Origin of the sequence: Mycolicibacterium novocastrense, assembly GCF_001570485.1 — a bacterium.
In the GTDB taxonomy this organism is placed as follows: Bacteria; Actinomycetota; Actinomycetes; order Mycobacteriales; family Mycobacteriaceae; genus Mycobacterium; species Mycobacterium novocastrense.
On the sequence record NZ_BCTA01000021.1, the window covers coordinates 103604 to 125041 of the forward strand.

22 protein-coding genes are annotated in these 21438 nt (G+C 67.2%); 11 read left to right on the forward strand and 11 right to left on the reverse strand.

All coding sequences use genetic code 11. The features are described from left to right. Positions 1-66: 66 nt before the first annotated feature. Positions 67-1116 (forward strand): NAD(P)H-dependent amine dehydrogenase family protein, encoded by a 1050-nt coding sequence (locus RMCN_RS06675; protein WP_067387927.1) that lies wholly within the window; start codon positions 67-69, stop codon positions 1114-1116. A 49-nt stretch (positions 1117-1165) separates the two neighbouring features. Beyond that, positions 1166-2011 carry a patatin-like phospholipase family protein gene (locus tag RMCN_RS06680; protein WP_067387928.1) on the forward strand — a complete coding sequence of 282 codons (846 nt, stop codon included), beginning with the start codon at positions 1166-1168 and terminating at the stop codon, positions 2009-2011. Here RMCN_RS06680 and RMCN_RS06685 read toward each other — a convergent pair. Both RMCN_RS06685 and RMCN_RS06690 read right to left on the reverse strand, forming a co-directional pair. Next, positions 2008-2997: a patatin-like phospholipase family protein gene (locus RMCN_RS06685; RefSeq protein ID WP_067387929.1), complete on the reverse strand. Its 990-nt coding sequence runs from the start codon at positions 2995-2997 to the stop codon at positions 2008-2010. The genes RMCN_RS06680 and RMCN_RS06685 overlap by 4 nt on opposite strands. A 42-nt stretch (positions 2998-3039) precedes the next feature. Further along, positions 3040-3468, reverse strand: coding sequence for a lipoprotein LpqV (locus RMCN_RS06690; protein ID WP_067387930.1), 429 nt, complete (start codon positions 3466-3468; stop codon positions 3040-3042). Between the two features lie 263 nt (positions 3469-3731). Between RMCN_RS06690 and RMCN_RS06695 the strand changes: the two genes are divergently transcribed. Together RMCN_RS06695 and RMCN_RS06700 are read left to right on the forward strand one after the other, a co-directional pair. Continuing rightward, the gene (locus tag RMCN_RS06695) at positions 3732-4277 is read left to right on the forward strand and encodes a cupin domain-containing protein (RefSeq protein ID WP_067387931.1); all 546 of its coding nucleotides are present in this window, start codon (positions 3732-3734) and stop codon (positions 4275-4277) included. A 1-nt stretch (position 4278) separates the two neighbouring features. Further along, positions 4279-4647, forward strand: coding sequence for a rhodanese-like domain-containing protein (locus RMCN_RS06700; protein ID WP_067387932.1), 369 nt, complete (start codon positions 4279-4281; stop codon positions 4645-4647). Here RMCN_RS06700 and RMCN_RS06705 read toward each other — a convergent pair. The 3 genes from RMCN_RS06705 to RMCN_RS06715 are packed head-to-tail and all read right to left on the reverse strand — an operon-like array spanning position 4644 to position 8200. Further along, a complete protein-coding gene (locus RMCN_RS06705) occupies positions 4644-6356 on the reverse strand; it encodes an alpha/beta hydrolase (RefSeq protein ID WP_067387933.1) in 1713 nt (570 codons plus the stop codon). The genes RMCN_RS06700 and RMCN_RS06705 overlap by 4 nt on opposite strands. A 9-nt stretch (positions 6357-6365) precedes the next feature. Further along, positions 6366-7151 carry an enoyl-CoA hydratase gene (locus RMCN_RS06710; RefSeq protein ID WP_067387934.1) on the reverse strand — a complete coding sequence of 262 codons (786 nt, stop codon included), beginning with the start codon at positions 7149-7151 and terminating at the stop codon, positions 6366-6368. Next, positions 7148-8200 carry an enoyl-CoA hydratase/isomerase family protein gene (locus RMCN_RS06715; RefSeq protein ID WP_067387935.1) on the reverse strand — a complete coding sequence of 351 codons (1053 nt, stop codon included), beginning with the start codon at positions 8198-8200 and terminating at the stop codon, positions 7148-7150. Before RMCN_RS06715 ends, RMCN_RS06710 begins: the two co-directional genes overlap by 4 nt. 166 nt (positions 8201-8366) lie before the next feature. Here RMCN_RS06715 and RMCN_RS06720 point away from each other — a divergent pair, with 166 nt between their 5' ends. After that, complete coding sequence (locus RMCN_RS06720) at positions 8367-9215, forward strand: Bax inhibitor-1/YccA family protein (protein ID WP_064411974.1); 849 nt, start codon at positions 8367-8369, stop codon at positions 9213-9215. A 158-nt stretch (positions 9216-9373) separates the two neighbouring features. Continuing rightward, positions 9374-10240, forward strand: coding sequence for a type IV toxin-antitoxin system AbiEi family antitoxin (locus tag RMCN_RS06725; RefSeq protein ID WP_067387936.1), 867 nt, complete (start codon positions 9374-9376; stop codon positions 10238-10240). Positions 10241-10333: 93 nt separating this feature from the next. On the opposite strand, the gene RMCN_RS06730 is transcribed toward RMCN_RS06725, so the two are convergent. Next, positions 10334-11551, reverse strand: a complete 1218-nt coding sequence (locus tag RMCN_RS06730; protein ID WP_067387937.1) for an acetyl-CoA C-acetyltransferase — start codon at positions 11549-11551, stop codon at positions 10334-10336. 34 nt (positions 11552-11585) lie between these two features. Further along, a complete protein-coding gene (locus RMCN_RS06735; RefSeq protein WP_067387938.1) occupies positions 11586-12596 on the reverse strand; it encodes an SGNH/GDSL hydrolase family protein in 1011 nt (336 codons plus the stop codon). Between the two features lie 206 nt (positions 12597-12802). Between RMCN_RS06735 and RMCN_RS06740 the strand changes: the two genes are divergently transcribed. The 4 genes from RMCN_RS06740 (at position 12803) to RMCN_RS31000 (ending at position 17102) form a co-directional block, all read left to right on the forward strand. Further along, a complete protein-coding gene (locus RMCN_RS06740) occupies positions 12803-13864 on the forward strand; it encodes an alpha/beta hydrolase (protein ID WP_067387939.1) in 1062 nt (353 codons plus the stop codon). A 41-nt stretch (positions 13865-13905) separates the two neighbouring features. After that, positions 13906-15306: a cystathionine beta-synthase gene (locus tag RMCN_RS06745; protein ID WP_067387940.1), complete on the forward strand. Its 1401-nt coding sequence runs from the start codon at positions 13906-13908 to the stop codon at positions 15304-15306. A gap of 180 nt (positions 15307-15486) precedes the next feature. After that, complete coding sequence (locus RMCN_RS06750; RefSeq protein WP_067387941.1) at positions 15487-16095, forward strand: Rv1078 family RDD domain-containing protein; 609 nt, start codon at positions 15487-15489, stop codon at positions 16093-16095. Between the two features lie 17 nt (positions 16096-16112). Next, the gene (locus RMCN_RS31000; protein ID WP_067387942.1) at positions 16113-17102 is read left to right on the forward strand and encodes a YciC family protein; all 990 of its coding nucleotides are present in this window, start codon (positions 16113-16115) and stop codon (positions 17100-17102) included. A 4-nt stretch (positions 17103-17106) separates the two neighbouring features. Here the strand turns inward: RMCN_RS31000 and RMCN_RS06765 are convergent, their stop codons facing one another. Then, positions 17107-18279 carry an acyl-CoA dehydrogenase family protein gene (locus RMCN_RS06765; RefSeq protein WP_110765775.1) on the reverse strand — a complete coding sequence of 391 codons (1173 nt, stop codon included), beginning with the start codon at positions 18277-18279 and terminating at the stop codon, positions 17107-17109. Positions 18280-18333: 54 nt separating this feature from the next. Here RMCN_RS06765 and RMCN_RS06770 point away from each other — a divergent pair, with 54 nt between their 5' ends. Beyond that, positions 18334-19482 carry a cystathionine gamma-synthase gene (locus RMCN_RS06770; RefSeq protein WP_067387943.1) on the forward strand — a complete coding sequence of 383 codons (1149 nt, stop codon included), beginning with the start codon at positions 18334-18336 and terminating at the stop codon, positions 19480-19482. A 3-nt stretch (positions 19483-19485) separates the two neighbouring features. Here RMCN_RS06770 and RMCN_RS06775 read toward each other — a convergent pair whose 3' ends face one another. From RMCN_RS06775 to RMCN_RS06785, 3 genes are all read right to left on the reverse strand, one after another. Then, positions 19486-20148: a GOLPH3/VPS74 family protein gene (locus RMCN_RS06775; protein ID WP_067387944.1), complete on the reverse strand. Its 663-nt coding sequence runs from the start codon at positions 20146-20148 to the stop codon at positions 19486-19488. A gap of 54 nt (positions 20149-20202) precedes the next feature. Beyond that, complete coding sequence (gene greA, locus RMCN_RS06780) at positions 20203-20697, reverse strand: transcription elongation factor GreA (RefSeq protein ID WP_064346598.1); 495 nt, start codon at positions 20695-20697, stop codon at positions 20203-20205. A 247-nt stretch (positions 20698-20944) separates the two neighbouring features. Next, positions 20945-21367 carry a DUF4307 domain-containing protein gene (locus tag RMCN_RS06785; protein WP_067387945.1) on the reverse strand — a complete coding sequence of 141 codons (423 nt, stop codon included), beginning with the start codon at positions 21365-21367 and terminating at the stop codon, positions 20945-20947. Positions 21368-21438 lie beyond the last annotated feature (71 nt).

A 21438-nucleotide genomic window follows, 5' to 3' on the forward strand; every position in this document is an offset into this window, starting at 1 on the left:
GGGAGGGGATGTGGTGTAGACCTGCAAGAGTAGAACGTGTTCTAGTTTCGTGGTGAAGGAGTCGGTATGGGCCTGCGGGTGGTGCAGTGGGCGACCGGTGGCGTCGGCGTCGCAGCGATCAAGGGTGTGCTCGAACATCCCGACCTCGAGCTCGTCGGATGCTGGGTGCACTCGCCGGGGAAGGCAGGCAAAGACGTCGGCGAGATCATCGGCACCGCGCCGGTGGGGGTGACCGCGACCAACAGCCTCGACGACATCCTCGCCCTCGACGCCGATGCGGTGATCTACTCACCGCTGTTGCCCAATCCGGATGAGGTGGCGGCGCTGTTGCGCTCCGGTAAGAACGTCGTCACCCCGGTCGGATGGGTGTATCCCTCCGGCCGGCAGGGCGCCCCTCTTCAAGAGGCGGCGATCGCGGGGAATGCCACGCTGCACGGTACCGGCATCGCGCCGGGGGGGATCAGCGAGAAGTTTCCGCTTCTGTTCTCCGCCTTCTCGACCGGCGTGACATTCGTTCGGGCCGAGGAGTATTCCGACCTTCGCACCTACGAAGCCCCCGACGTCGTGCGGCATGTGATGGGCTTCGGTGAGGTTCCGGAGAAGGCGCTCAGCGGCCCGATGCAGAAGCTGCTCGACGGCGGCTTCATCCAGGCGGTGAAGATGATCGTCGACAAGGTGGGTTTCCGTGCCGACCCGAAAGTCCGTTCCGCTCAGGAGATCGCGGTCGCCACGGCGCCGATCGAATCACCGATCGGCGTCATCGAGCCGGGACAGGTCGCGGGCCGAAAGTTCCACTGGGAGGCCCTCGTCGACGAAGAACCGGTCGTGCGAGTCACTGTGAACTGGCTGATGGGCGAGGAAAACCTCGATCCCGCTTGGACGTTCGGCCCCGAAGGTCAGCGGTACGAGATGGAGGTCCGCGGCAACCCGGATGTCAACATCGTCGTCAAGGGCTTCCAGTCGGCCGTTGGCGGAGAGGGCCCGGAGTACGGCATCGTCGGCACCGCTGCGCACTGCGTGAACTCGGTGCCCGCGGTGTGCGCCGCCGAGCCCGGCATCGCAACGTATCTCGACCTGCCGTTGATCAGCGGCCGGGCGGCGCAGGGACTCGCGTAGCGTCGGGGGCCGCACGAGCGTCGCCGGTCGCCTGGCACACTCACGGGGTGTGACGAGACGTGCACTGGTACTGGCCGGCGGGGGCGTGGCGGGGATCGCGTGGGAGACCGGCATCCTGACCGGTATTGCCGACGAGTCGCCCGCCACCGCCGATGCGTTGTTGGCCTCCGACGTTCTGGTCGGCACATCTGCGGGTTCCACCGTCGCAGCGCAATTGGTGAGCGGGCTGGGCCTGCCCGCGTTGTTCGACCGGCAGACCGAGGCGACATCGTCGGAGATCAACCCCGGCGCGGGGATCGAGACGATCACCCAGATGTTCCTCGACGCGATGACCGCTCCCGGCTCGAAAACCGAGAAACTGCAGCGGATCGGTGCGATCGCGCTGGCCGCCGACACCGTCACCGAAGAGGTGCGCCGAAAGGTGATCGAGCAGCGACTGCCGTCGCACGACTGGCCCGACCGCGACCTGCGCATCACCGCCATCGACACCGAGACCGGGGAACTGGTCGCGTTCGACCGCACCTCGGGCGTCCCGCTGGTCGACGCGGTCGCGGCCAGTTGCGCGGTACCCGGCGTCTGGCCGCCGGTCACCATCGGCTCGCGCCGCTTCATGGACGGCGGTGTCGGTAGCACCGTCAACCTGGCCGTGGCCGACGACTGCGATGTCGTGGTCGCCCTGATCCCCCAGGGCCTGTCGTCGCCGTCACCGTTCGGGGCGGGCGCCAGGGACGAGGTCGCCGCGCGCAACGCTTCCGGCGTGTTCGCCGACGACGAGTCGTTGGCGGCGTTCGGCGCCAACCCGCTCGATCCCGCGTGCCGGACCCCTTCGGCGCACGCGGGACGAAGGCAGGGCCGCAGCGTCGCCGCCCAGATAGCCGCGCACCTCGGCCGCTAATCTTCGGCGGCTATGGGCGTTTCGGGCAAGGTGTCGAATGCGTCCAGCGCGGCCGCCGCCAACTCGATACCGATGTCGATCACTTCGGCGGCACGGTGGAACTCGAGGCTCCGGCACGCCGAACGGGGTACCTCGATGAGCATGTCGGGCGGGTAGCCGGCCAGCTGGTGGCGCGCGAGGGCGGCCTGCGCGATGTCGATCGTGCGGTTCATCACCTCGAAGCTGCCGAGCTTGGGTACCACGGACGCTTCTTTCGTCGCGTCGACGAGTTCCTGCTCGCTGTCCCCGCTCACCGGGAGGTCCTCCGGTCCGGCGCCGAAACGGTTCAGCATCGCATTCGACTCGAACAGCGACGTGGTGCTGCGCCACACCCGGGCCAGCCACTCGGTGGTCGCGCGCGGACCTTGTCCTGCGGGTTCTTCCACGCCGCCGGCCTCGCTGCCGGCCAGCGACACCGCGATGGTGAGGTCGGCGTTGACGGCCGCGATCGGCGCCATGGGCAGCGGTTCGAGGATGCCGCCGTCGGCCAGCAGTCGGCCGTCGAGCACGTGCGGTGCGATCACCCCCGGGATCGCGATCGACGCGCGGATGGCGGCGTCCACCGGGCCCCGCTGCAGCCATACCGACTTGCCGGCGATGAGATCGGTCGAGACGGCCGTATAGGGAATCGGGAGGTCCTCGATCCGCGCCTCACCGAGGATGTCGCGAACCGCGTCGAGGATCTTGGTCGCGCGCAGCACCCCCGCGGCGGTGATCGAGGGATCGAGAAGCCGGAGCACGGCGCCCTGGGTCAGCGACTTCGCCCAGTCGGAGAACTCGTCGAGCTTGCCCGCGGCGTACAGCCCACCGACGAGAGCGCCCATGGACGATCCGGCGACGCCGACGATCTCGTAGCCGCGGTCCTGTAGTTCCTCGATCACCCCGATGTGGGCGTAGCCGCGGGCGCCACCGCTGCCCAGCGCCAGCGCGACCCGCTTGCCAGCCATACCGCCATTGTCGCGCGCCCGCGCCGGTTCTGGCCGCCGGTTTCAGCCACAGAGGCCGTCGGCCGCCGCCTGCACGGCGACGATGACCGCGGCCTGACGCGGCGGCGGCAACTGCGTCCACGGTGTGTCGTACGTACCGGGCCCGGCCGAATCCGAGGTCTGCAACATGCCGAGGTAGGGCTCGATCTGTGACTTCGGGTCGCCGCCCTGTTCGCCCATCCACTGCCGGGCCGAGGTGCAGGCCTTGAAGTACTCGTCCTCCGTCGAATCCGCGGGAGCGCCGACCGCGGTGGTGACACCGCCAGGGGAGACGGCGACCGAACCCGGTGCCACGGTTGGTGTTTCCTCCGAGCTGGTTTCCGCGGAGGTCTTGTCGGCCGGTGGTTCGGAGGTGTCTTCGGTACCCGAGGAGCATCCCGCGACGACACCCGCCATCACTGCGGCCGCCGCGACACCGTGACGTATGCGCATGCCCGCCAATCTAGGCAACGGCTCACCCGTGGCGGACACCGGCCGCACCGATCGCCGAGGTTGCGCTCACGGTGAATCTATCCGCCGACCCGGCGAACACGCGTCTGGCCTGCGACGACGGACCGCGCACTCGCGGGCGGCCGTATCGGACAGGGTTGTCCCGGCAGGGCCATGCCAGACTTGCCCTCGTGACGACCGGACGCCAGGAGTGTTGTTGGGCTTAGCGCCCCGCCCTGCCCGTTTCCGGTTTTCTTGGAGCTTTCATGGCCTCCCCTGCAGTATTGCCCCCACCCGTGCCCGCAGTGTCCGCACCGACCCGGCTGCGGCTGCCCGATCTGTTGCTCGCCACCGACCGCTGCGCCGACGACGTGCTCACCGGTCGCTACGACCACCTGCTACCTGCCGGGGGACCACCACGTGACGAACGGTGGTTCACCCGCCTAACCGGTGACGACGAGCTCGACATCTGGTTGATCAGCTGGGTGCCCGAGCGGTCGACCGAGATGCACGACCACGGCGGGTCCCTCGGCGCGCTGACCGTGGTCTCCGGTGCGCTGCGCGAGACCCGCTGGGACGGTGGGGCATTGCGGCGTCGCCGGTTGCGCGCCGGGGATCAGGCCGCCTTCCCGCTGGGGTGGGTGCATGACGTGGTGTGGGCACCCGAAAGTGACACCTCGGCCCCCGTCACGCCGACGTTGAGCGTGCACGCCTATTCGCCGCCGCTGACCGCGATGTCGTATTACGAGGTGACGCAGCGCAATACCTTGCGCCGCAACCGGACCGAGCTGACCGACGCACCGGAGGGGTGATATGGCGAGTCGCATCGACCGAATCCTGACCGACGCCCGCGCCCGCCTGGACAGGTTGCCGGCGGCCGATGTACCCGCGGCATTGGACCGCGGCGCGGTCCTGGTCGACATCCGTCCGCAAGCCCAGCGCGCCCGCGAGGGGGAGGTGGCCGAGGCGTTGGTGATCGAACGCAACGTGCTCGAGTGGCGTTGCGACCCGACCAGCGAGGCGCGGCTGCCCCAGGCCGTCGACGACGACGTCGAGTGGGTGGTGCTGTGTTCGGAGGGCTACACCTCCAGCCTGGCGGCGGCGTCACTGCTCGATCTGGGGCTGCATCGTTCCACCGACGTCATCGGTGGCTATCACGCGTTGAAAAGCGTTCTGGCCTAGTCTTTCTCGTCGCTGCTCAGCAGCGGCCGCAGCCGTTGGGTCTTCTCCGGTGTCCAGCCCGGCGGCTGCAGGATCGCCGCCCACGCGTTGGCCACGTCCTTGACGTAGACGTGGCCGTGCCCGTCGGGCACGTCGACGGCCACGGCCATGTCCGCCGACACCTGGAGGAACGTCACCACCGGGATCCACTGCATCCGGCCGGAGACGTCGTATCCGCGTGGCTCCTTGAGCCAATCCGGTTCGGCGAACAGTAGATCGGGGTTGAACCACGCGATCGGGTCCGACGCGTGCTGCAGGTACACCACCCGCGGGTAGCCCCACGGGTCGTCCGGCCTGGCCAGGTTTTCCGGTCGGGCGGCGAAGTGCACGTTCTCGCCCTTGTCGTAGATCGGCAGCCACATCGGCGAATCCGGGTCGCGGTCGCGGGTCAGCTGGGTCCAGATCGTGTTGTTGAACGTGGGACCGCTGAACAGTGCGCCGTCCGTGCGGGCGATGAGGTTGTTGAGCGCGAGGAACGGCGCTTCACCGCCGAACGATCCGAGGCTCTCCCCGAAGACGACCAACCGTGGCCGCTGCGCTTCGGGCATCTCCCGGATCAGCCCGTCGACGGCCTCGAACAACGCCTGGCCCGCCTGCCGCGCGTTTTCCTTGTCCACGAGAAACGACAGCCAGCTCGGCAGGAACGAGTACTGCATCGACACGATCGCGGTGTCGCCGTTGTACATGTATTCCAACGCCGAGGCTTCCGCTTCGTTGATCCAGCCGGTGCCGGTGGTGGTGGCCACAGCGACGACTTCGCGGTCCAAGCCGCCGGTGCGCAACAACTCCTGGGCCGCCAGTGCGGCGGTCGCCTTGATGCCGTCCGCGGAATGCAGACCTGCGTAGACGCGGATGGGTTCGACAGCCGGCCGGCCGTTGAACTCCGTCAGCTCCTCGACCGTCGGACCCGCCGCCACGAAGATACGGCCTTGGTGGCCAAGGGATTCCCAGCTGGCCAGCGACTGGGGACCGCCGGACCGCAGCGGTGATGTGGGCGCGGCGAAATCTGGGTCGGTCTCGTCGTTGACTGCCGCGAACGTGCTGTTGATCGTGGTCATCGCGAAGCGCACCACGATGCCGTTTAGGAGCGCGATGGTGAGCGCGATGAGCAGTATCACCACCACGACCGCCGAAACCCTCGGCGGTGCAACGCGTTCGAGTTGCCGGACCAGGAAGCGCACGAGCCTGCCGATCAGCTGCCCGATCTCCACGAGCACGAACAGCGTCACGATGGACAGCACGGCGGTCAGTGGGTGATCCCAGAATCCCATGCGCGGAACACCGTTGAGATCGCGGACCTCGTCCTGCCAGATGTGGAAGTAGACGATCATCAGGATCTGGCCGATGACGCCGATGACCACCAGCGCGATCCAGGCCTGTCGCGGGGCCGGCGGGCTGGTGTCCTTGGACCGCATGTAGCGCACGAGCCACACCACGAAGACCCCGAGGCCGTAACCGAAAGCGCCCGCGCCGCCGCTGACCAGCCCCTGGAACAGCGGACCTCGCGGGAGCAACGACGGCGTCATCGACAGCCACAGGAAGATCAGGCCCAGCGCGGTGCCGGTGAAGGTGTAGTGGCGCACCCACCACGGGGTGTCCTTGGATGTCTCGACCGGCTCTTCCGTCGGTTCGTCGACCGTGGTGTCGGTGTCGTCGCGGGTGTCGGTCACCCCCGCAGATTAACGGTGGCGGAACGCCGGTGGGCGCTTCTCGGTGAACGCGTTCATGCCCTCGGTCTGGTCCTCGGTCGCGAACGCCGAGTGGAACAGCCTGCGCTCGTAGAGAAGGCCCTCGGCCAGTGTCGATTCAAAAGCACGGTTGACGGCCTCCTTGGCCATCCGCGACGCCGACAGCGACATTCCGGCGATGGTCTTGGCGACCGCGTTCGCCTCGTCGAGCAGAGAGTCGGCGGGCACCACCCGCGACACCAGGCCCGCACGTTCGGCCTCCTCGGCGTCCATGTTGCGTCCGGTGAGGATCAGGTCCATCGCCTTGGCTTTGCCGATGGCGCGGGTGAGCCGCTGCGAGCCGCCCATCCCGGGCAGCACGCCGAGCTTGATCTCGGGCTGGCCGAATTTCGCGGTGTCGGCGGCGATCAGCAGATCGCACATCATCGCCAACTCGCAGCCGCCGCCGAGCGCGTAGCCGGCGACTGCCGCGATCGTGGGGGTGCGGGTGGCTGCGAATGAGCCCCAGGCTGCGAAGAAGTCGGTTGCGAAGACGTCGGCGAACGACAGGCTCGCCATCTCCTTGATGTCGGCTCCGGCGGCGAACGCCTTATCGTTGCCGGTGATGATGATGGCGCCGATCGCCGGGTCGTTGTCCAATTCTGCTGCCGCGGAGGTGACTTCGGCCATCACCTGGCTGTTGAGCGCATTGAGCGCCTTCGGCCGGTTCAGCGTGATGGTCGCGACACGGTCGTCACGCGTGACAACGATGGTGGAGAAGCTGGTTTCGTCGCTCATTTCTTGAACTCCAGTTCGCGATCGGCCGGCGCGAAGTAGTCCTCGACGTCGGCTGTGGTGACCGCCGCCAACGAGGCGGGCGACCATTTCGGATTGCGGTCCTTGTCGACAACCTGGGCGCGGATGCCCTCGACGAAGTCGTGGGAGCGCAGCGCCCCGCACGACGTCCGGTACTCCTGGCGCAGCACGTCTTCGAGTGTGTCGAGTTTCGCGGCGCGGCGCAGCGCTTCGAGGGTGACGGAAACCGAGACGGGGGAGCGGCTCTCGATGAGGTCGGCCGCCGCGCCGGCAGCGGCGTCGTCATCAGCGCGCAGGGCCGCGACGATGTCGAGGGCGGTTTCACCGGCATAACAGCGGTCGATCCATTCGCGTTGCTGCAGAAGGTTACTCGGCGGGGGCTCGATGGCATGGGCCGCGAGTGCACCGTCGATACCGTCGGTCAGGATCGCGGCCTTGAAGTCTTCGAGCTTGTCGTGCGGAACGAAGTGGTCGGCGAAGCCCATCGCGATCGCGTCGGCGCCGTCGAAGTTCGCGCCGGTGAGCGCGGCGTGGTAGCCGAGCAGTCCGGGTGCGCGCGAAAGGATCAGGGTGCCGCCGACGTCGGGGACGAAGCCGATGCCGACCTCGGGCATCGCCATCTTGGTGGTGTCGGTGACGACGCGCACGCTGCCATGGGCGCTCACCCCGACGCCGCCACCCATCACGATGCCGTCCATCAGGGCGACATACGGTTTGCCGAACCGGCCGATCTGGGCGTTGAGCAGATATTCGTCGTACCAGAAGTCGCGCGCCTCACGCCCTTTGGCAGGCCCCTCGGCCCTGGCGCTGTGATAGAGCGCGACGATGTCGCCGCCCGCGCACAGCCCGCGCTCGCCCGCGCCGTCGACCACGACGGCGGTGACGGCGTCGTCGTGCGCCCATTCGGCCAGCGCGTGCGCCATGGCGGTGACCATGGAGTGGTTCAGCGAGTTGATGGCCTTGGGCCGGTTGAGGGTGATCAGGCCGAACCCGCGGTCAACGGTTACTAGGACATCCTCGTTTTCGCCCACGAGTATGCAATGTAGAACGTTGCCCGACCTGCGATTGCTTTGGGTAGGGTTTCTTGTGAAACAGCTGGGAAAGTTGATCGGCGCAGCCGGGAACCGACCAGGGACATGATTCGTTGTCGGTGTGTTCGCCGATTGACGATCGACATCATCAGGAGAGGAACCCACGGTGCGGGAATCCAGCAACCCCGTATTTCGATCCCTGCCAAAGTCGCAGGGCGGATATGCGCAGTTCGGTACAGGGGCCGCCGGCTACGGTACGCAGGCGGTTCACGCCGACCCCTATGTGACGCAGTACCCGGAGCAGCGCCAGGCAGGCGTTGCCCGCCCGATGACCATCGACGATGTCGTCACCAAGACCGGCGTCACGCTGGCGCTGTTGACCGCGGTCGGCGTCATCTCGTACTTCATCGCATCGGTCAACCTCGGCTTGGCAATGCCGCTGGCGATGGTCGGCGCGATCGGCGGCCTGGTTCTTGTGCTGGTCGCCACGTTCGGCCGTAAGCAGGACAACCCGGCCATCGTGCTCAGCTACGCCGCGCTCGAGGGCCTCTTCCTGGGCGCGATCTCGTTCTTGTTCGCCAACGTCATCTCCAACGGCGGCTACGCGATGATCACGCAGGCGATCGTCGGCACCCTCGGGGTGTTCTTCGGCATGCTCGTGGTCTACAAGACCGGCGCGATCCGGGTGACCCCGAAGTTCACGCGGATGATCGTCGCCGGCCTGTTCGGCGTGTTGGCCCTGATGCTCGTCAACTTCCTGGCGGCGATCTTCGGTTTGAACGGCGGCGCCGGCCTTGGCCTGCGCGACGGCGGCATGCTCGCGATCGGCTTCTCGCTGCTCTGCATCGGCTTGGCGGCGTTCAGCTTCCTGATCGACTTCGACGCGGCCGACCAGATGATTCGCGCGGGTGCGCCGGAGAAGGCGGCGTGGGGTGTCGCGCTCGGCCTGACCGTCACGCTGGTCTGGCTGTACATCGAGATCCTGCGACTGCTGTCGTATTTCAACAGCGACTAGCAGCCTGACGAGGAGGCCCGGCACGAAAACGTGCCGGGCCTTTTCTGTTGCGTTGGTTGTCCCCAACCGCGGTCGTTTGCGTTGGTTATCCCCAACCGCGGCCGTCACTGCACCCGCAAACGCTGTTCCTGTCCGAGCACCGGTCTTCACTGCGGACCATGGAGGTGCCGTTCCTCGGAAGCGAAGCGTTGCGCGATGGCCATGTCGCCAACAAGCATCAACTGCGGACCCGCTATCAAGCCCTGTTCCCCGGCGTCTACATCGACGACGGCGTGGTGCCGAACTTGTCGCAACGAACGATTGCCGCCTGGTTGTGGACTCGCCGGCGCGCAGTGGTTGCCGGCCTCGCGGCTGCGGCGCTACACGGTTCCCAGTACGTCGCCGACGATGCCCCGATCGAGCTCATCTGGTCGAACCCGCGTGCGCCGCGAGGGATCGTGACGCGACGAGATCGACTGGCTCGCAACGAATGGGAACTTGTGGCCGGCGTGCCCGTGACGACGCCGGAGCGCACCGCGTTCGACCTCGCCCGGCTCACCCGCGGTGACAAGGCGGTGGCCCGTCTCGACGCGCTCGGCAATGCAACTGGTTTCGACCGTGACCTCGTCGCCGGGCTTGTCGAACGGCACCGCGGATCTCCGGGTGTGCCACGAGTGTTGCCTGTTCTCGACCTGTACGACGCCGGCGCGGAGTCGCCACGCGAAACCTGGTTGCGTCTGCTGCTCATACGAGCCGGTTTTCCGCGCCCGCGGACGCAGATCCCCGTCTATGACGACTTCGGGCGGGCCCGCTACCGCTTGGACATGGGTTGGGGGGACGAGGTGATGATCGCGGTGGAGTACGACGGCGAATTGCACCGGCTGCCGTCGCGGCTCGGAGCCGACATCGTGCGCTCGGAGTTCATCGCGCACCGGGGTTGGACACATATTCGCGTTGTCGCGGGCGTCCATCCGGCCGACATCGTCAACCGGGTGCGGCGCGCCTGGGCCGCTAGTGTGCACTCAGATCGCGAAATTGCCTCGTAACGGCCGAATTCGCGATCTGGTTGCACACTAGACGCCGACGGGCTGCGGTCGGCCGGTCGGCTGCGGCCGGTCGGCGGCACCCGCCCCCGCGGGTCAGGACAGCCGCTCGAGCACCATCGCCATGCCCTGGCCGCCGCCGACGCACATCGTCTCGAGGCCGAACGTCTTGTCGTGGGTGGTCAGGTTGTTCAGCAGCGTGGCGGTGATCCGCGCGCCGGTCATGCCGAACGGATGGCCCAGGGCGATCGCGCCGCCCGAGACGTTGAGCTTGTCCTCGTCCATGCCCAGCTCGCGCGCCGACCCGAGCACCTGGACGGCGAACGCCTCGTTGATCTCGTAGAGGTCGATATCGCCGATCGACATCCCGGCGTTGGCCAGCGCCTTGCGCGTCGCCTCGATCGGGCCGAGACCCATGATCTCCGGCGACAGCCCGCTCACCCCCGTCGAGACCACACGCGCCAGCGGCGTGAGCCCCAGTTCGCGGGCCTTGGTGTCCGACATGACGATCACCGCCGCGGCGCCGTCGTTGAGCGGGCACGCGTTGCCGGCGGTGATGGTGCCGTTCGGCCGGAACACCGGCTTGAGTTGGCTGATCTTCTCGTAGGTGGTGCCTGCGCGCGGACCGTCGTCCTTGGACACCACGGTCCCGTCGGGCAGTGTCACCGGGACGATCTCGCGCTCGAAGAAGCCGTTCTTGATGGCCTCCTCGGCGCGGTTCTGCGACCGAACACCCCAGTGGTCCTGGTCCTCTCGGCTGATGCCGGTGTACAGCGCGACGTTCTCCGCGGTCTGGCCCATCGCGATGTAGACGTCGGGCAGCAAGCCGTCCTCGCGGGGGTCACGCCACTCCTCGGCACCGGCGGCCGCCTCATCCGAGCGGCTCATCGCGTCGGCGAACAACGGGTTCTTGCTGTCCGGCCACCCGTCCGCGGTGCCTTTCGGGAACCGCGAAACCGTCTCCACGCCAGCCGAAATGAACGCATGCCCCTCGCCGGCCTTGATGGCGTGGAAGGCCATGCGCGTGGTCTGCAGCGACGACGAGCAGTAGCGGTTCACCGTCGTCCCGGGCAGGAAGTCGTAACCGAGCTGGACGGCCACCGCCCTGCCGATGTTGAAGCCGGCCTCACCGGCGGGCTGGCCGCACCCCATGATCAGGTCGTCGATCTCGCGCGGATCCAGCGCGGGCACCTTGTCCAGCACCGCGCGCACCATCTGCGCGGCCAGGTCGTCGGGCCGGATGTCGACCAGTGAACCCTTTGCGGCGCGGCCGATCGGCGACCGCGCGGTCGCGACAATGACGGCTTCAGGCATGGTGTCTCCTCGCATTGACGGCTATGAGGAGAACCTAGCTCGCGGACGCCGCGACGGGTGCGGGACCCCTCCCCTCGCCGAGGCCGGGGAGTCCACCCAGCACAGGTGCGGGGACCCCGGTCGAACGCCGCCACAGCCTGCTCAGACCACCGACGCGGGCCAGCAGCGCGAAGCCCTCACCCGATCGCGTACGCCACGGCAGCTCCGGGACCGCGCCACCGAGCCAGTCGCTCAACGCATTACACAGCGCGGGCAGCAGTTGGTTGGCCGCCAGCGCATAGCCGGCGCCGGACGGATGGAACATGTCCGGAGAGAACAGCACGTCGGGGGTGGACCGGAAGTGGGGCGCCAGCAGGTCGGCCAGCGGCACGGGAACCCCGCCTTCGGCTCGCACGGCGGCCGTCTGAGCGCGGGCCAGGCGCAGCCCGCGGCTGCGGGTCACCGCGCGCAAGGGTTGCGGTATCGCGGTGATGACGCCGAAGTCCGGACAGGTGCCGACCACCACGACGGCGCCCGCGGCCCGCAACCGGCGCACCGCCTTTCCCAGTCGGCGCGCCGACGGACGGATGGCGTTGGGCCGGGTGATGTCGTTGGCGCCGATCATGATGACCGCGGCGTCGGGTGGGGGACCCGCGACGAACATCGCGTCGATCTGGCCCGACAGTCCCTTCGACGTCGCCCCGACGATCGCCTTGGTGCTCAGCCGGATCCGCTTTCCGGAGACCTCGGCCAAACCCCGCGCGAGTAGGACTCCGGGCACCTCCTCGGCGGTAAAGGCGCCATAGCCGGTCGCGGTGGAGTCGCCGAAGACCATCAGGTGCAGGTCGAACGGCACGTCGCGGCGCCAGCGCTCGACGGGGCCGCTGCCGGGCGCATAGACACCGTCGGCGCGGGGCGGGATGTCCCACGCCTGCGGGATGACGCGGCGGGCCTGGTCGGCCTGCCCGATGAGCAGGTTCCGCGCGCCGATGTAGGCCGAACCGACCGAGCCGAGCGTGGCCGCGGTGGCGAAGGCGATGGTGGTCGTCCGTCGCGGTGTGCCCACGCAGGCAAGTTTAAGTGGGTTTTCCGGGGCTATCCGCGTGGCGAGAAGCGTTAAGGGGTCACATTGCGGTATCAACTCCGGTATCGAATATGACTCACTGATTGTTGAAACGAACGTAGAGTGTCAAGCTAAGACGCGAGTCACGTCCAGAAAATTAGGCGTACTCAGCACTACGGCGGCTTGAAACGTCGGAGGGGGTGGTTGTAATGACCGCACCGAGCAAGGTCGGCCATGTTCACCGGCCCGGAGTATCGCCTGTTCACGCGCGTAAACCGCGCAAGTTCCCGGTCAGTGACGGAGCGCCGGTAGAGGTCGTCGAAGACGGCCCGAGCCTGGGCGGCCGGTTGGCATCGCTCGCGGCCCTGCTAACTGTTCGCCCCACGCTGGCTATCGGAAGCTATGCGCCGAAGCTGCCGTGGCCCTGGGGTCTGATCGATTTCGTCTCGCGAGCGGCGCGGCCGGCGCCCGGGACCGTTCGGGCCACCATTTCTTTGCCGAAATGCACCGCGCAACTCGTCCGGGCGCCCGGCGTGCTGCCCGCCGACGGCAAACGCGGCGTCATCCTCTATATGCACGGCGGCGCATTCTTGACCTGCGGTGTCAACTCGCACGGCCGCCTGGTGCAGGCGCTGTCGGGCTACGCCGACTGCCCGGTGCTGGTGGTCAACTACCGGATGATCCCCAAGCACTCCGTCGGCATGGCGATCGACGACTGCTACGACGCCTACCAGTGGCTGCGCCTGCACGGTTATGAGCCCCACCAGATCGTCCTGGCCGGCGACTCCGCGGGTGGCTACCTGGCGCTCGCCCTGGCCGAACGCCTGCAGCGCGAAGGCCTCGAGGGTGAGGTACCTGCCGCGATGGTGACGATGTCGCCCCTCTTCGAGATCGACAACGAGGCGCGGGCCAACCATCCGAACATCCGCACCGACGCGATGTTTCCGCCGCGGGCGTTCCACGCGCTCGTCGACCTGATCGAGGATGCGGCGCGGCGGGGTCGAAAGGACGGACAGCCCGAAGAGGTTTACGAGCCGCTTGACCACATCGAACCCGGGCTGCCCCGCACGCTGATCCACGTCTCGGGCTCCGAGGTGCTGGTGAGCGATGCGCGCAAGGCCGCGCGCCGGCTGGCGGCCGCGGGTGTGCCGGTCGAAGTCCGTGTCTGGCCAGGGCAGATGCACGTGTTCCAGATCGCGGCGCCCATCGTGCCCGAGGCGAAACGCTCGTTGCGCCAGATCGGTGACTACATTCGCGAGGCCACCTGGTAGCCCACCTGGTGGGGGCGGAAGCCGCCTGACACGATGGAGTCATGCGCATCGCCCGGCACATCAGTGAGCTCATCGGCAATACCCCCCTGGTACAGCTGAACTCTGTTGTTCCCCCGGGCGCGGGCATAGTCGCGGCCAAGGTCGAGTACCTCAACCCGGGTGGCAGCTCCAAGGACCGCATCGCGATCAAGATGATCGACGCCGCCGAGGCCAGCGGTGAACTCAAGCCCGGCGGCACGATCGTCGAGCCGACGTCGGGGAACACCGGGGTGGGGCTGGCTCTGATCGCCCAGCAGCGCGGCTACAAGTGCATATTCGTGTGCCCGGACAAGGTCGGCGAGGACAAGCGAAACGTGCTGCGGGCCTACGGTGCCGACGTGGTGGTGTGCCCCACGGCTGTGCCACCCGACCATCCCGACAGCTACTACAGCGTCTCCGACCGGCTGGTCGAAGAGATCGACGGTGCGTGGAAGCCCGACCAGTACTCCAATCCGATGGGGCCCGAGTCGCACTACGAGACCACCGGCCCGGAGATCTGGGCCGACACGGACGGCAAGGTCACGCATTTCGTCGCGGGTGTGGGCACCGGTGGCACCATCACCGGGGCCGGTCGCTACCTGAAGGAAGTGTCTGGCGGCAAGGTGCGCGTCATCGGCGCCGATCCGGAGGGGTCGGTGTACTCCGGCGGTTCCGGACGGCCGTATCTGGTGGAGGGCGTGGGCGAGGACTTCTGGCCCAGGGCTTATGACCCCGCGGTGCCCGACGAGATCATCGCGGTGTCGGATGCCGATTCGTTCGAGATGACGCGCAGGCTGGCTCGCGAAGAGGCGCTGCTCGTCGGTGGGTCGTGCGGTATGGCAGTGGTGGCCGCCAACAAGGTGGCCGAGCAGGCCGGCCCGGACGCACTGGTCGTCGTGCTGTTGCCTGACGGCGGAAGAGGTTATCTCGCAAAGGTTTTCAACGACGATTGGATGTCGTCGTACGGCTTCTTGCGTAGCCGGATGGACGGGTCGGTGGAGGAGTCGACCGTCGGCGAAGTGCTGCGCGGCAAATCGGGGGCGCTGCCCGACCTGGTGCACACTCACCCCTCGGAGACCGTTCGCGACGCCATCGGGATCCTGCGCGAATACGGCGTCTCGCAGATGCCCGTCGTCGGCGCCGAACCGCCGGTGATGGCCGGGGAGGTCGCGGGCAGCGTATCCGAGCGCGAACTGCTTTCCGCGGTGTTCGAGGGTCGGGCGAAGCTCGCTGACGCGGTGGCCGACCACATGAGCCCACCGCTGCCGCTGATCGGGGCCGGCGAACTGGTCAGCGCCGCAGCGAAAGAACTTCGCGAATGCGATGCGGTGATGGTGGTCGAGGAGGGTAAGCCCGTCGGCGTGCTGACCCGCCACGACCTGCTCGGTTTCCTGTCCGACGGATCCAAGCGCCGGGTTCGCTAGCGCCTCACCGTCATCGGGCCCACGAAGCCTGGCAAAACACCCCGGCCCATCGTCCTTCGTTGACGGGCGCACACCGAATCCCGGCGATTCGCTTTCCGGGTAGAAAACCCTGCGCAAAAGCGCTTTTCCGGTAATGTAAGCACGCTTGATCCCAGCTAAGAAGCAGACTGGAGTCGTCCGATGACCGATCAGCCGCCCGCAGACTATCCGCCGCCACCGCCCGGCGGTTATCCACCACCCGCGCCGGGGGGCGGCAATCCGCCGCCGACGGCCGCCGCCGGTTATCCACCTCCGGCGCAACCGCTTCAGTCGCTTCCGAAAGAGGCGTACACGTCATGGTTCACCCGCGTGTTGGCGTGGCTGGTCGACTCGATCCCAATCTTCATCTTGTGGGGTATCGGTTACGCGCTGCTGCTCGGCACCCAGGAAACAGCATGTATCACCGACGTTTCCGAGTACGAAATCGGCGAGTTCTGCGCGACGACCACCTCCACGATCGGCCAGCTGGCCGTCACCATTACGTCGATACTCGTTCTGGCATATGTGATCTGGAACTACGGATACCGCCAGGGAACCACCGGTTCCAGCATCGGAAAGTCGATCCTGAAGTTCAAGGTTGTCAGCGAAAAGACCGGACAACCAATCGGTTTCGGCATGTCGGTCGTGCGACAACTGGCCCACATCGTCGACGCCGCGATCTGTTATATCGGTTATCTGTTCCCGCTGTGGGACGCCAAACGGCAGACCATTGCGGATAAACTCATCAGCACCGTCTGCATACCGTTGTAGTCAACCGGGAAGGTCACATGACTGATCAACCACCCCAGCCACCGGGAAACAACCCGCCTCCACCTCCCGGCGGGTATCCGCCACCGCCGCCGGCCGGGGGTTACCCGCCCCCGCCTCCGCCCGGGGGTTACCCACCTCCTCCGTCGCCGGGCGGGTATCCGCCACCCCCGCCGGGGGCCGGTTATCCGCCACCGGGGCAGGGCGGTTACCCGCCTGCAGGTGGTTATCCACCGCCGGGTGGGCCGGGATTCCCTGGCGCCCCGAGGTATAGCGTCGGTGAGGCGTTCTCGTGGGCGTGGGGCAAGTTCACTTCCAACGCCGCCGCGCTGATCGTCCCGACGCTGGTCTACGGGATCATCGTCTTCGCGGTACAAGCGGTGTTCAGCGCGCTATCGGCAATGGTGGATCCGGGTTCGACGAGTTACTCGTCCGACGGCGACGGATTCTCGTTCTCGTACAACGTCGACAGTCCCGCCAGCATCGCGATCACCATCCTCGGTTGGATCGTGTCGTTGGTCGTCGGCGGAATAATCCAATCCGCCTACTACAACGGCATGTTGGCAGTCGCCAACGGCCAGCCGGTGACCATCGGGTCGTTCTTCAAGCCGCGCAACGTCGGCGCCGTCATCATCGCGAGCGTGATCGTCGGACTGTTGACCTCGATCGGCTTTGCGCTGTGCGTCATCCCCGGATTCATCGTGGCCATCTTCACGATGTTCACCGTGATCGCCCTGCTGGACCGCAACCTCTCGCCGATCGACGCGATCAAGACCAGCTTCGACATCGCGAAGAACAACTTCGGTCAGGTGCTGCTGACGTTGCTGGCGGTCTTCGCCATCACGCTCGTCGGGGCGTTGCTCTGCGGCGTCGGTCTGCTTGTCGCGCTTCCGCTGGTGGCGCTCATCGAGGTGTACGCCTATCGCAAGCTCAGCGGTGGTCAGGTCGCCGACCTGAACCCGCAACCCCTGCCGCCCGGTCCGCCGCCTCAGGTCACCCCGCAGCAGTAACGGATCATCGGAAGGCGCTGACGCCGGTCAGCGCCTCTCCGATGACCAACTGGTGCACCTCCGAGGTGCCCTCGTACGTCAGCACCGACTCCAGGTTGTTGGCGTGCCGAATTACCGGATACTCCAGGGTGATCCCGTTGGCGCCCAACAAGGTTCGACACTGACGGGCGATCTGGATGGCCTCGCGGACATTGTTCAGCTTCCCGAGGCTGACCTGCTCGGGCTTGATCTTGCCCTCGTCTTTGAGCCTGCCGAGGTGAAGAGCGAGAAGTTGAGCCTTGCCGAGTTCGACTGCCATGTCGGCGATCTTGGCCTGCGTCAGTTGGTAGCCCGCCAGCGGTTTGTCGAACACCTCTCGTGTGCCGACGTAGTCCAGGGCGGTCTGCAGGCAGTCTCTGGCGGCGCCGACGCTGCCGAACACGATGCCGAACCGGGCCTCCGACAGGCAGCTGAGCGGCCCGGACAATCCGCGCGCCTCCGGCAGTTTCGCGTCGGCGGGCAACCGGACGTCGTCGAGGTGCAACTCGGAGGTGACCGAGGCCCGCAACGACAACTTGTGCGTCATGTCGGTCGCCGAGAATCCCGGCGTGCCGGCCGGCACGAGGAAGCCGGCCACTCCCTCGTCGGTCCGCGCCCACACGACCGCCACATCGGCGACCGACCCGTTGGTGATCCACATCTTCGACCCGCGCAGGACCCAGTCCGATCCGTCCCGCTTCGCGGTCGTGCGCATCCCGCCCGGATTGGACCCGAAGTCGGGTTCGGTCAGCCCGAAACACCCGATGGCCTCACCGGCCGCCATCGCGGGCAGCCACTGGTTGTGCTGCTCCTCGCTGCCCCAGCGGTGAATCGCGAACATCGCCAGCGACCCCTGCACCGAGACCAGGCTGCGCAGCCCGCTGTCCACTGCCTCGAGCTCCTGGCACACCAGGCCGTAGGCGGTGGCGGTCGATCCGCCGCAGCCGTAACCCTTCAGGTGCATGCCCAGAAGCCCGAGCTTGCCGAAGTCTGCGGCCAGTTCGCGCACCGGCACCTGACCGGTCTCGAACCACTCGGCGATGAACGGTCGCAGCCGTTGTTCGCCGAACCGGCGCACGGTCTGGCGTAGCTCGATGTCCTCGGGTGAGAGCAGGGAATCCAGCTCGAGCATGTCGTCGAGGGGTGTCGCGGAATTCATGGGACATGTCTACCCGGTCGGCATGCACCGCAGTCGTGGCTAGGCTGAGCGGTGATGTCTGCACACGAATCGCAGGGTTTGTCCACCAGGGCCATCCACGCCGTCCGGCCCGACCTGACCACCGGGGCCGTCAACGCACCGATCTATGCCAGTTCGACGTTCGCGCAGGACGGTGTCGGCGGACTGCGCGGGGGATACGAGTACGCCAGAACGGGCAACCCCACCCGCGCGGCGCTGGAGGCCTCCCTTGCCGCGGTGGAGGCGGCCGCCTATGGCCGGGCGTTCTCTTCGGGCATGGCGGCGACCGATTGCGCGTTGCGGGCGATTCTGCGGCCCGGAGACCACGTCGTGATGCCCGACGACGCATACGGCGGGACGTTCCGGCTGATCGACAAGGTGTTCACCCAGTGGGGCATCGACTACACCGCCGTTGCGCTCGCCGATCTCGACGCGGTGCGCGCGGCGATCACGCCCAACACCCGGATGATCCTGGTGGAGACTCCGACCAACCCGCTGCTGTCGATCGCCGATATCACCGCGATCGCCCAGATCGCGGCGACGTCGAACGTGAAAGTGTTGGTGGACAACACCTTCGCCTCACCTGCTCTGCAGCAGCCGCTGCTGCTGGGGGCCGACATCGTGCTGCACTCCACCACCAAGTACATCGGCGGGCACTCTGATGTGGTGGGCGGTGCGCTGCTGACCAACGACGAGGAACTCGACGCCGCTTTCGCATTCCTGCAGAACGGTGCGGGCGCGGTGCCCGGCCCGTTCGACGCCTACCTCACCCTGCGCGGTCTGAAGACCCTGGTGATCCGCATGCAGCGGCACAGCGACAACGCGGCCGTCATCGCCGAGTTTCTCGACGGACACCCTGCGATCGAGACCGTCCTCTACCCGGGGCTGCCCGGGCACCCGGGCCACGAGGTCGCGGCCCGACAGATGACCGGCTTCGGCGGCATGGTGTCCGTGCGACTGCGCGGGGGAGCGGAAGCTGCACGTAAACTATGTTCCCGCACAAAGGTTTTCATCCTTGCCGAATCATTGGGTGGTGTCGAATCGCTGATCGAGCACCCCGGAGCGATGACTCACGCGTCGACCGCGGGTTCTCAACTGGAGGTCCCCGACGATCTGGTGCGGCTGTCGGTCGGTATCGAAGACGTCGCGGATCTGCTGGCCGACCTCGAGCAGGCGTTGAGCTAGCGCCTAGGACAGCACCGGGCGCAGCGCCGACGCTGTGACCGCGAGGTTCATCTCGGGCAACGCGGTCGGTGACTCGTCGACCCAACTGCCCAGCGCGATCTCGCCGGCTCGGGCGTGCACCCACCGCCACCCGCGGTCGTTGAGGCTCAGCAGTGCACCGAGGCCGTCGACCGCGTGCAGCAGCGAGATGATCGCCGCAGTGGGCGGACTCGGCGGCCTGCGATCGAACAGCGCCGACAACAGTGCCGACCGCGCCTGGCCGACGCGGTTGCGGTTGGTCAGCGGCCACGCGAATTCGTGTCCGAACCTTTTGTTCGGCAGGGGGATACGTCGGATCTGACCGGTGCGTTCCAGATGGCCGGCGATGTGGCCCTCGGTGTGCCTGGCCAGCCGCTTGACCGCCGTCTTCGGCCGCAACGGGCGACGCTGCAACAGCTGGAACGCCGGTTCTGTGACCGGGTCCATCGCGCCCGGGGTCGACAACGCGATCAGGCGGCCCGATTCGACCGCCTCACCGTCGACCGCCGGCCGGATCCGGCAGGCCAGGGCCAGGTCGAGCAGCACCGCGGCCGCCAGCACCCGCTCTCGGCGCGGACGGTCAAGAACCGGTTGCGCCGACGCGTTGTCGAGCAGCAACAGGAACAAGTCCTCGGCGATCTGCGCCATGAGCGGATGCTAAACCGCACCCCGCCCACGGCTCGAATTCAGCTGCGGGTGCCGTCAGGCGTGATACGGCTCGGCCTCGAGCAGTTTCACCTTGACCGTGCTGCCGCTGGGCACCGTGTAGGTGCGCACATCGCCGACTTTCGCGTCGAGAAGCGCCTCGCCCAACGGCGACTTCGGTGAGTACACCTCGAGCTTGCCGTCGCTGATGCCCTCTTGGCGGGTGGCGATCAGGAAGGTCTCGGTGTCGCTCTCGTCGTCGCCGTACTGGACCTTGACCACCGAACCGGGCAGCGCGACACCTGACTGCTTGGGCGCCTCGCCGACCTTGGCGTTGTTGAGCAGTTCCTGTAGCTGGCGGATCCGGGCCTCCTGCTGGCCCTGCTCCTCGCGGGCGGCGTGGTAGCCGCCGTTCTCGCGGAGGTCGCCCTCTTCACGACGGTCGTTGATCTCGGCGGCGATGACGGGCCGGTTGGCGATCAGCTGGTCGAGCTCCGCCTTCAACCGGTCGAATGCCTCCTGGGTGAGCCAGGTGACCTGCGTATCGGTCATATCGTCGCGCTCCTGTCTATCTGGGTCTCGCGGGCGTTCTCGCGCTCTTCTCGCGTAAGACGTCTCGTGGTACGGCGCTGGGGCTTGACGTGTATTGCCGCGGTCAGCGTGCTCGATCACAGCACCAAATGCAGCAATACACGGCTCCAGCAGGAACCGTGTACCCGACCATGGTAGCACCGCAAAGCGGCGTGATTTTCACGAATTCGCAGTTCGGCGTTTGCCGCACCGACGAATCAATGTGATTTCAAGGAATCGTCAGGTACGGCGGCACGTCGGTTCCGCATCCGTAAATATCCCCGATCACGGGCTGGCGGGTCGCTTTGACCGGGGCGGTCACCTGCACGGTCTGTTGTGACGACGGAGGCACCAGCACCTCCCTACGGCCGGTCTCGGCGCCGTCGATGGAGCGGGCCCGCACGATGCAGACAACCGGCTGCGACGGGTCCTCGCGGGTGACGCTGATCGTCACCGACACCGTCTCGTCGTCGATCAGTTCGTAGGCGCCCAACTCGCCGGTCACGGGCTCGCTCTCGAACCGCCCGAACGCCACCACGGCGACCGTCACCCCCACCGCCAGAGCGAGCAACGTGAACGCGACGGCGAGCCAACGGCGGCGGCCCACGTGCGGCCGCTGGCGGCCATAGCGTGCGGCGGGGCGTTCGATCATCTAGTTTTCTAAGGCTCTCGGTCAGATGGATCTACAGAACTGGAACTATAGGGACTATCGAAAGGTCTCCG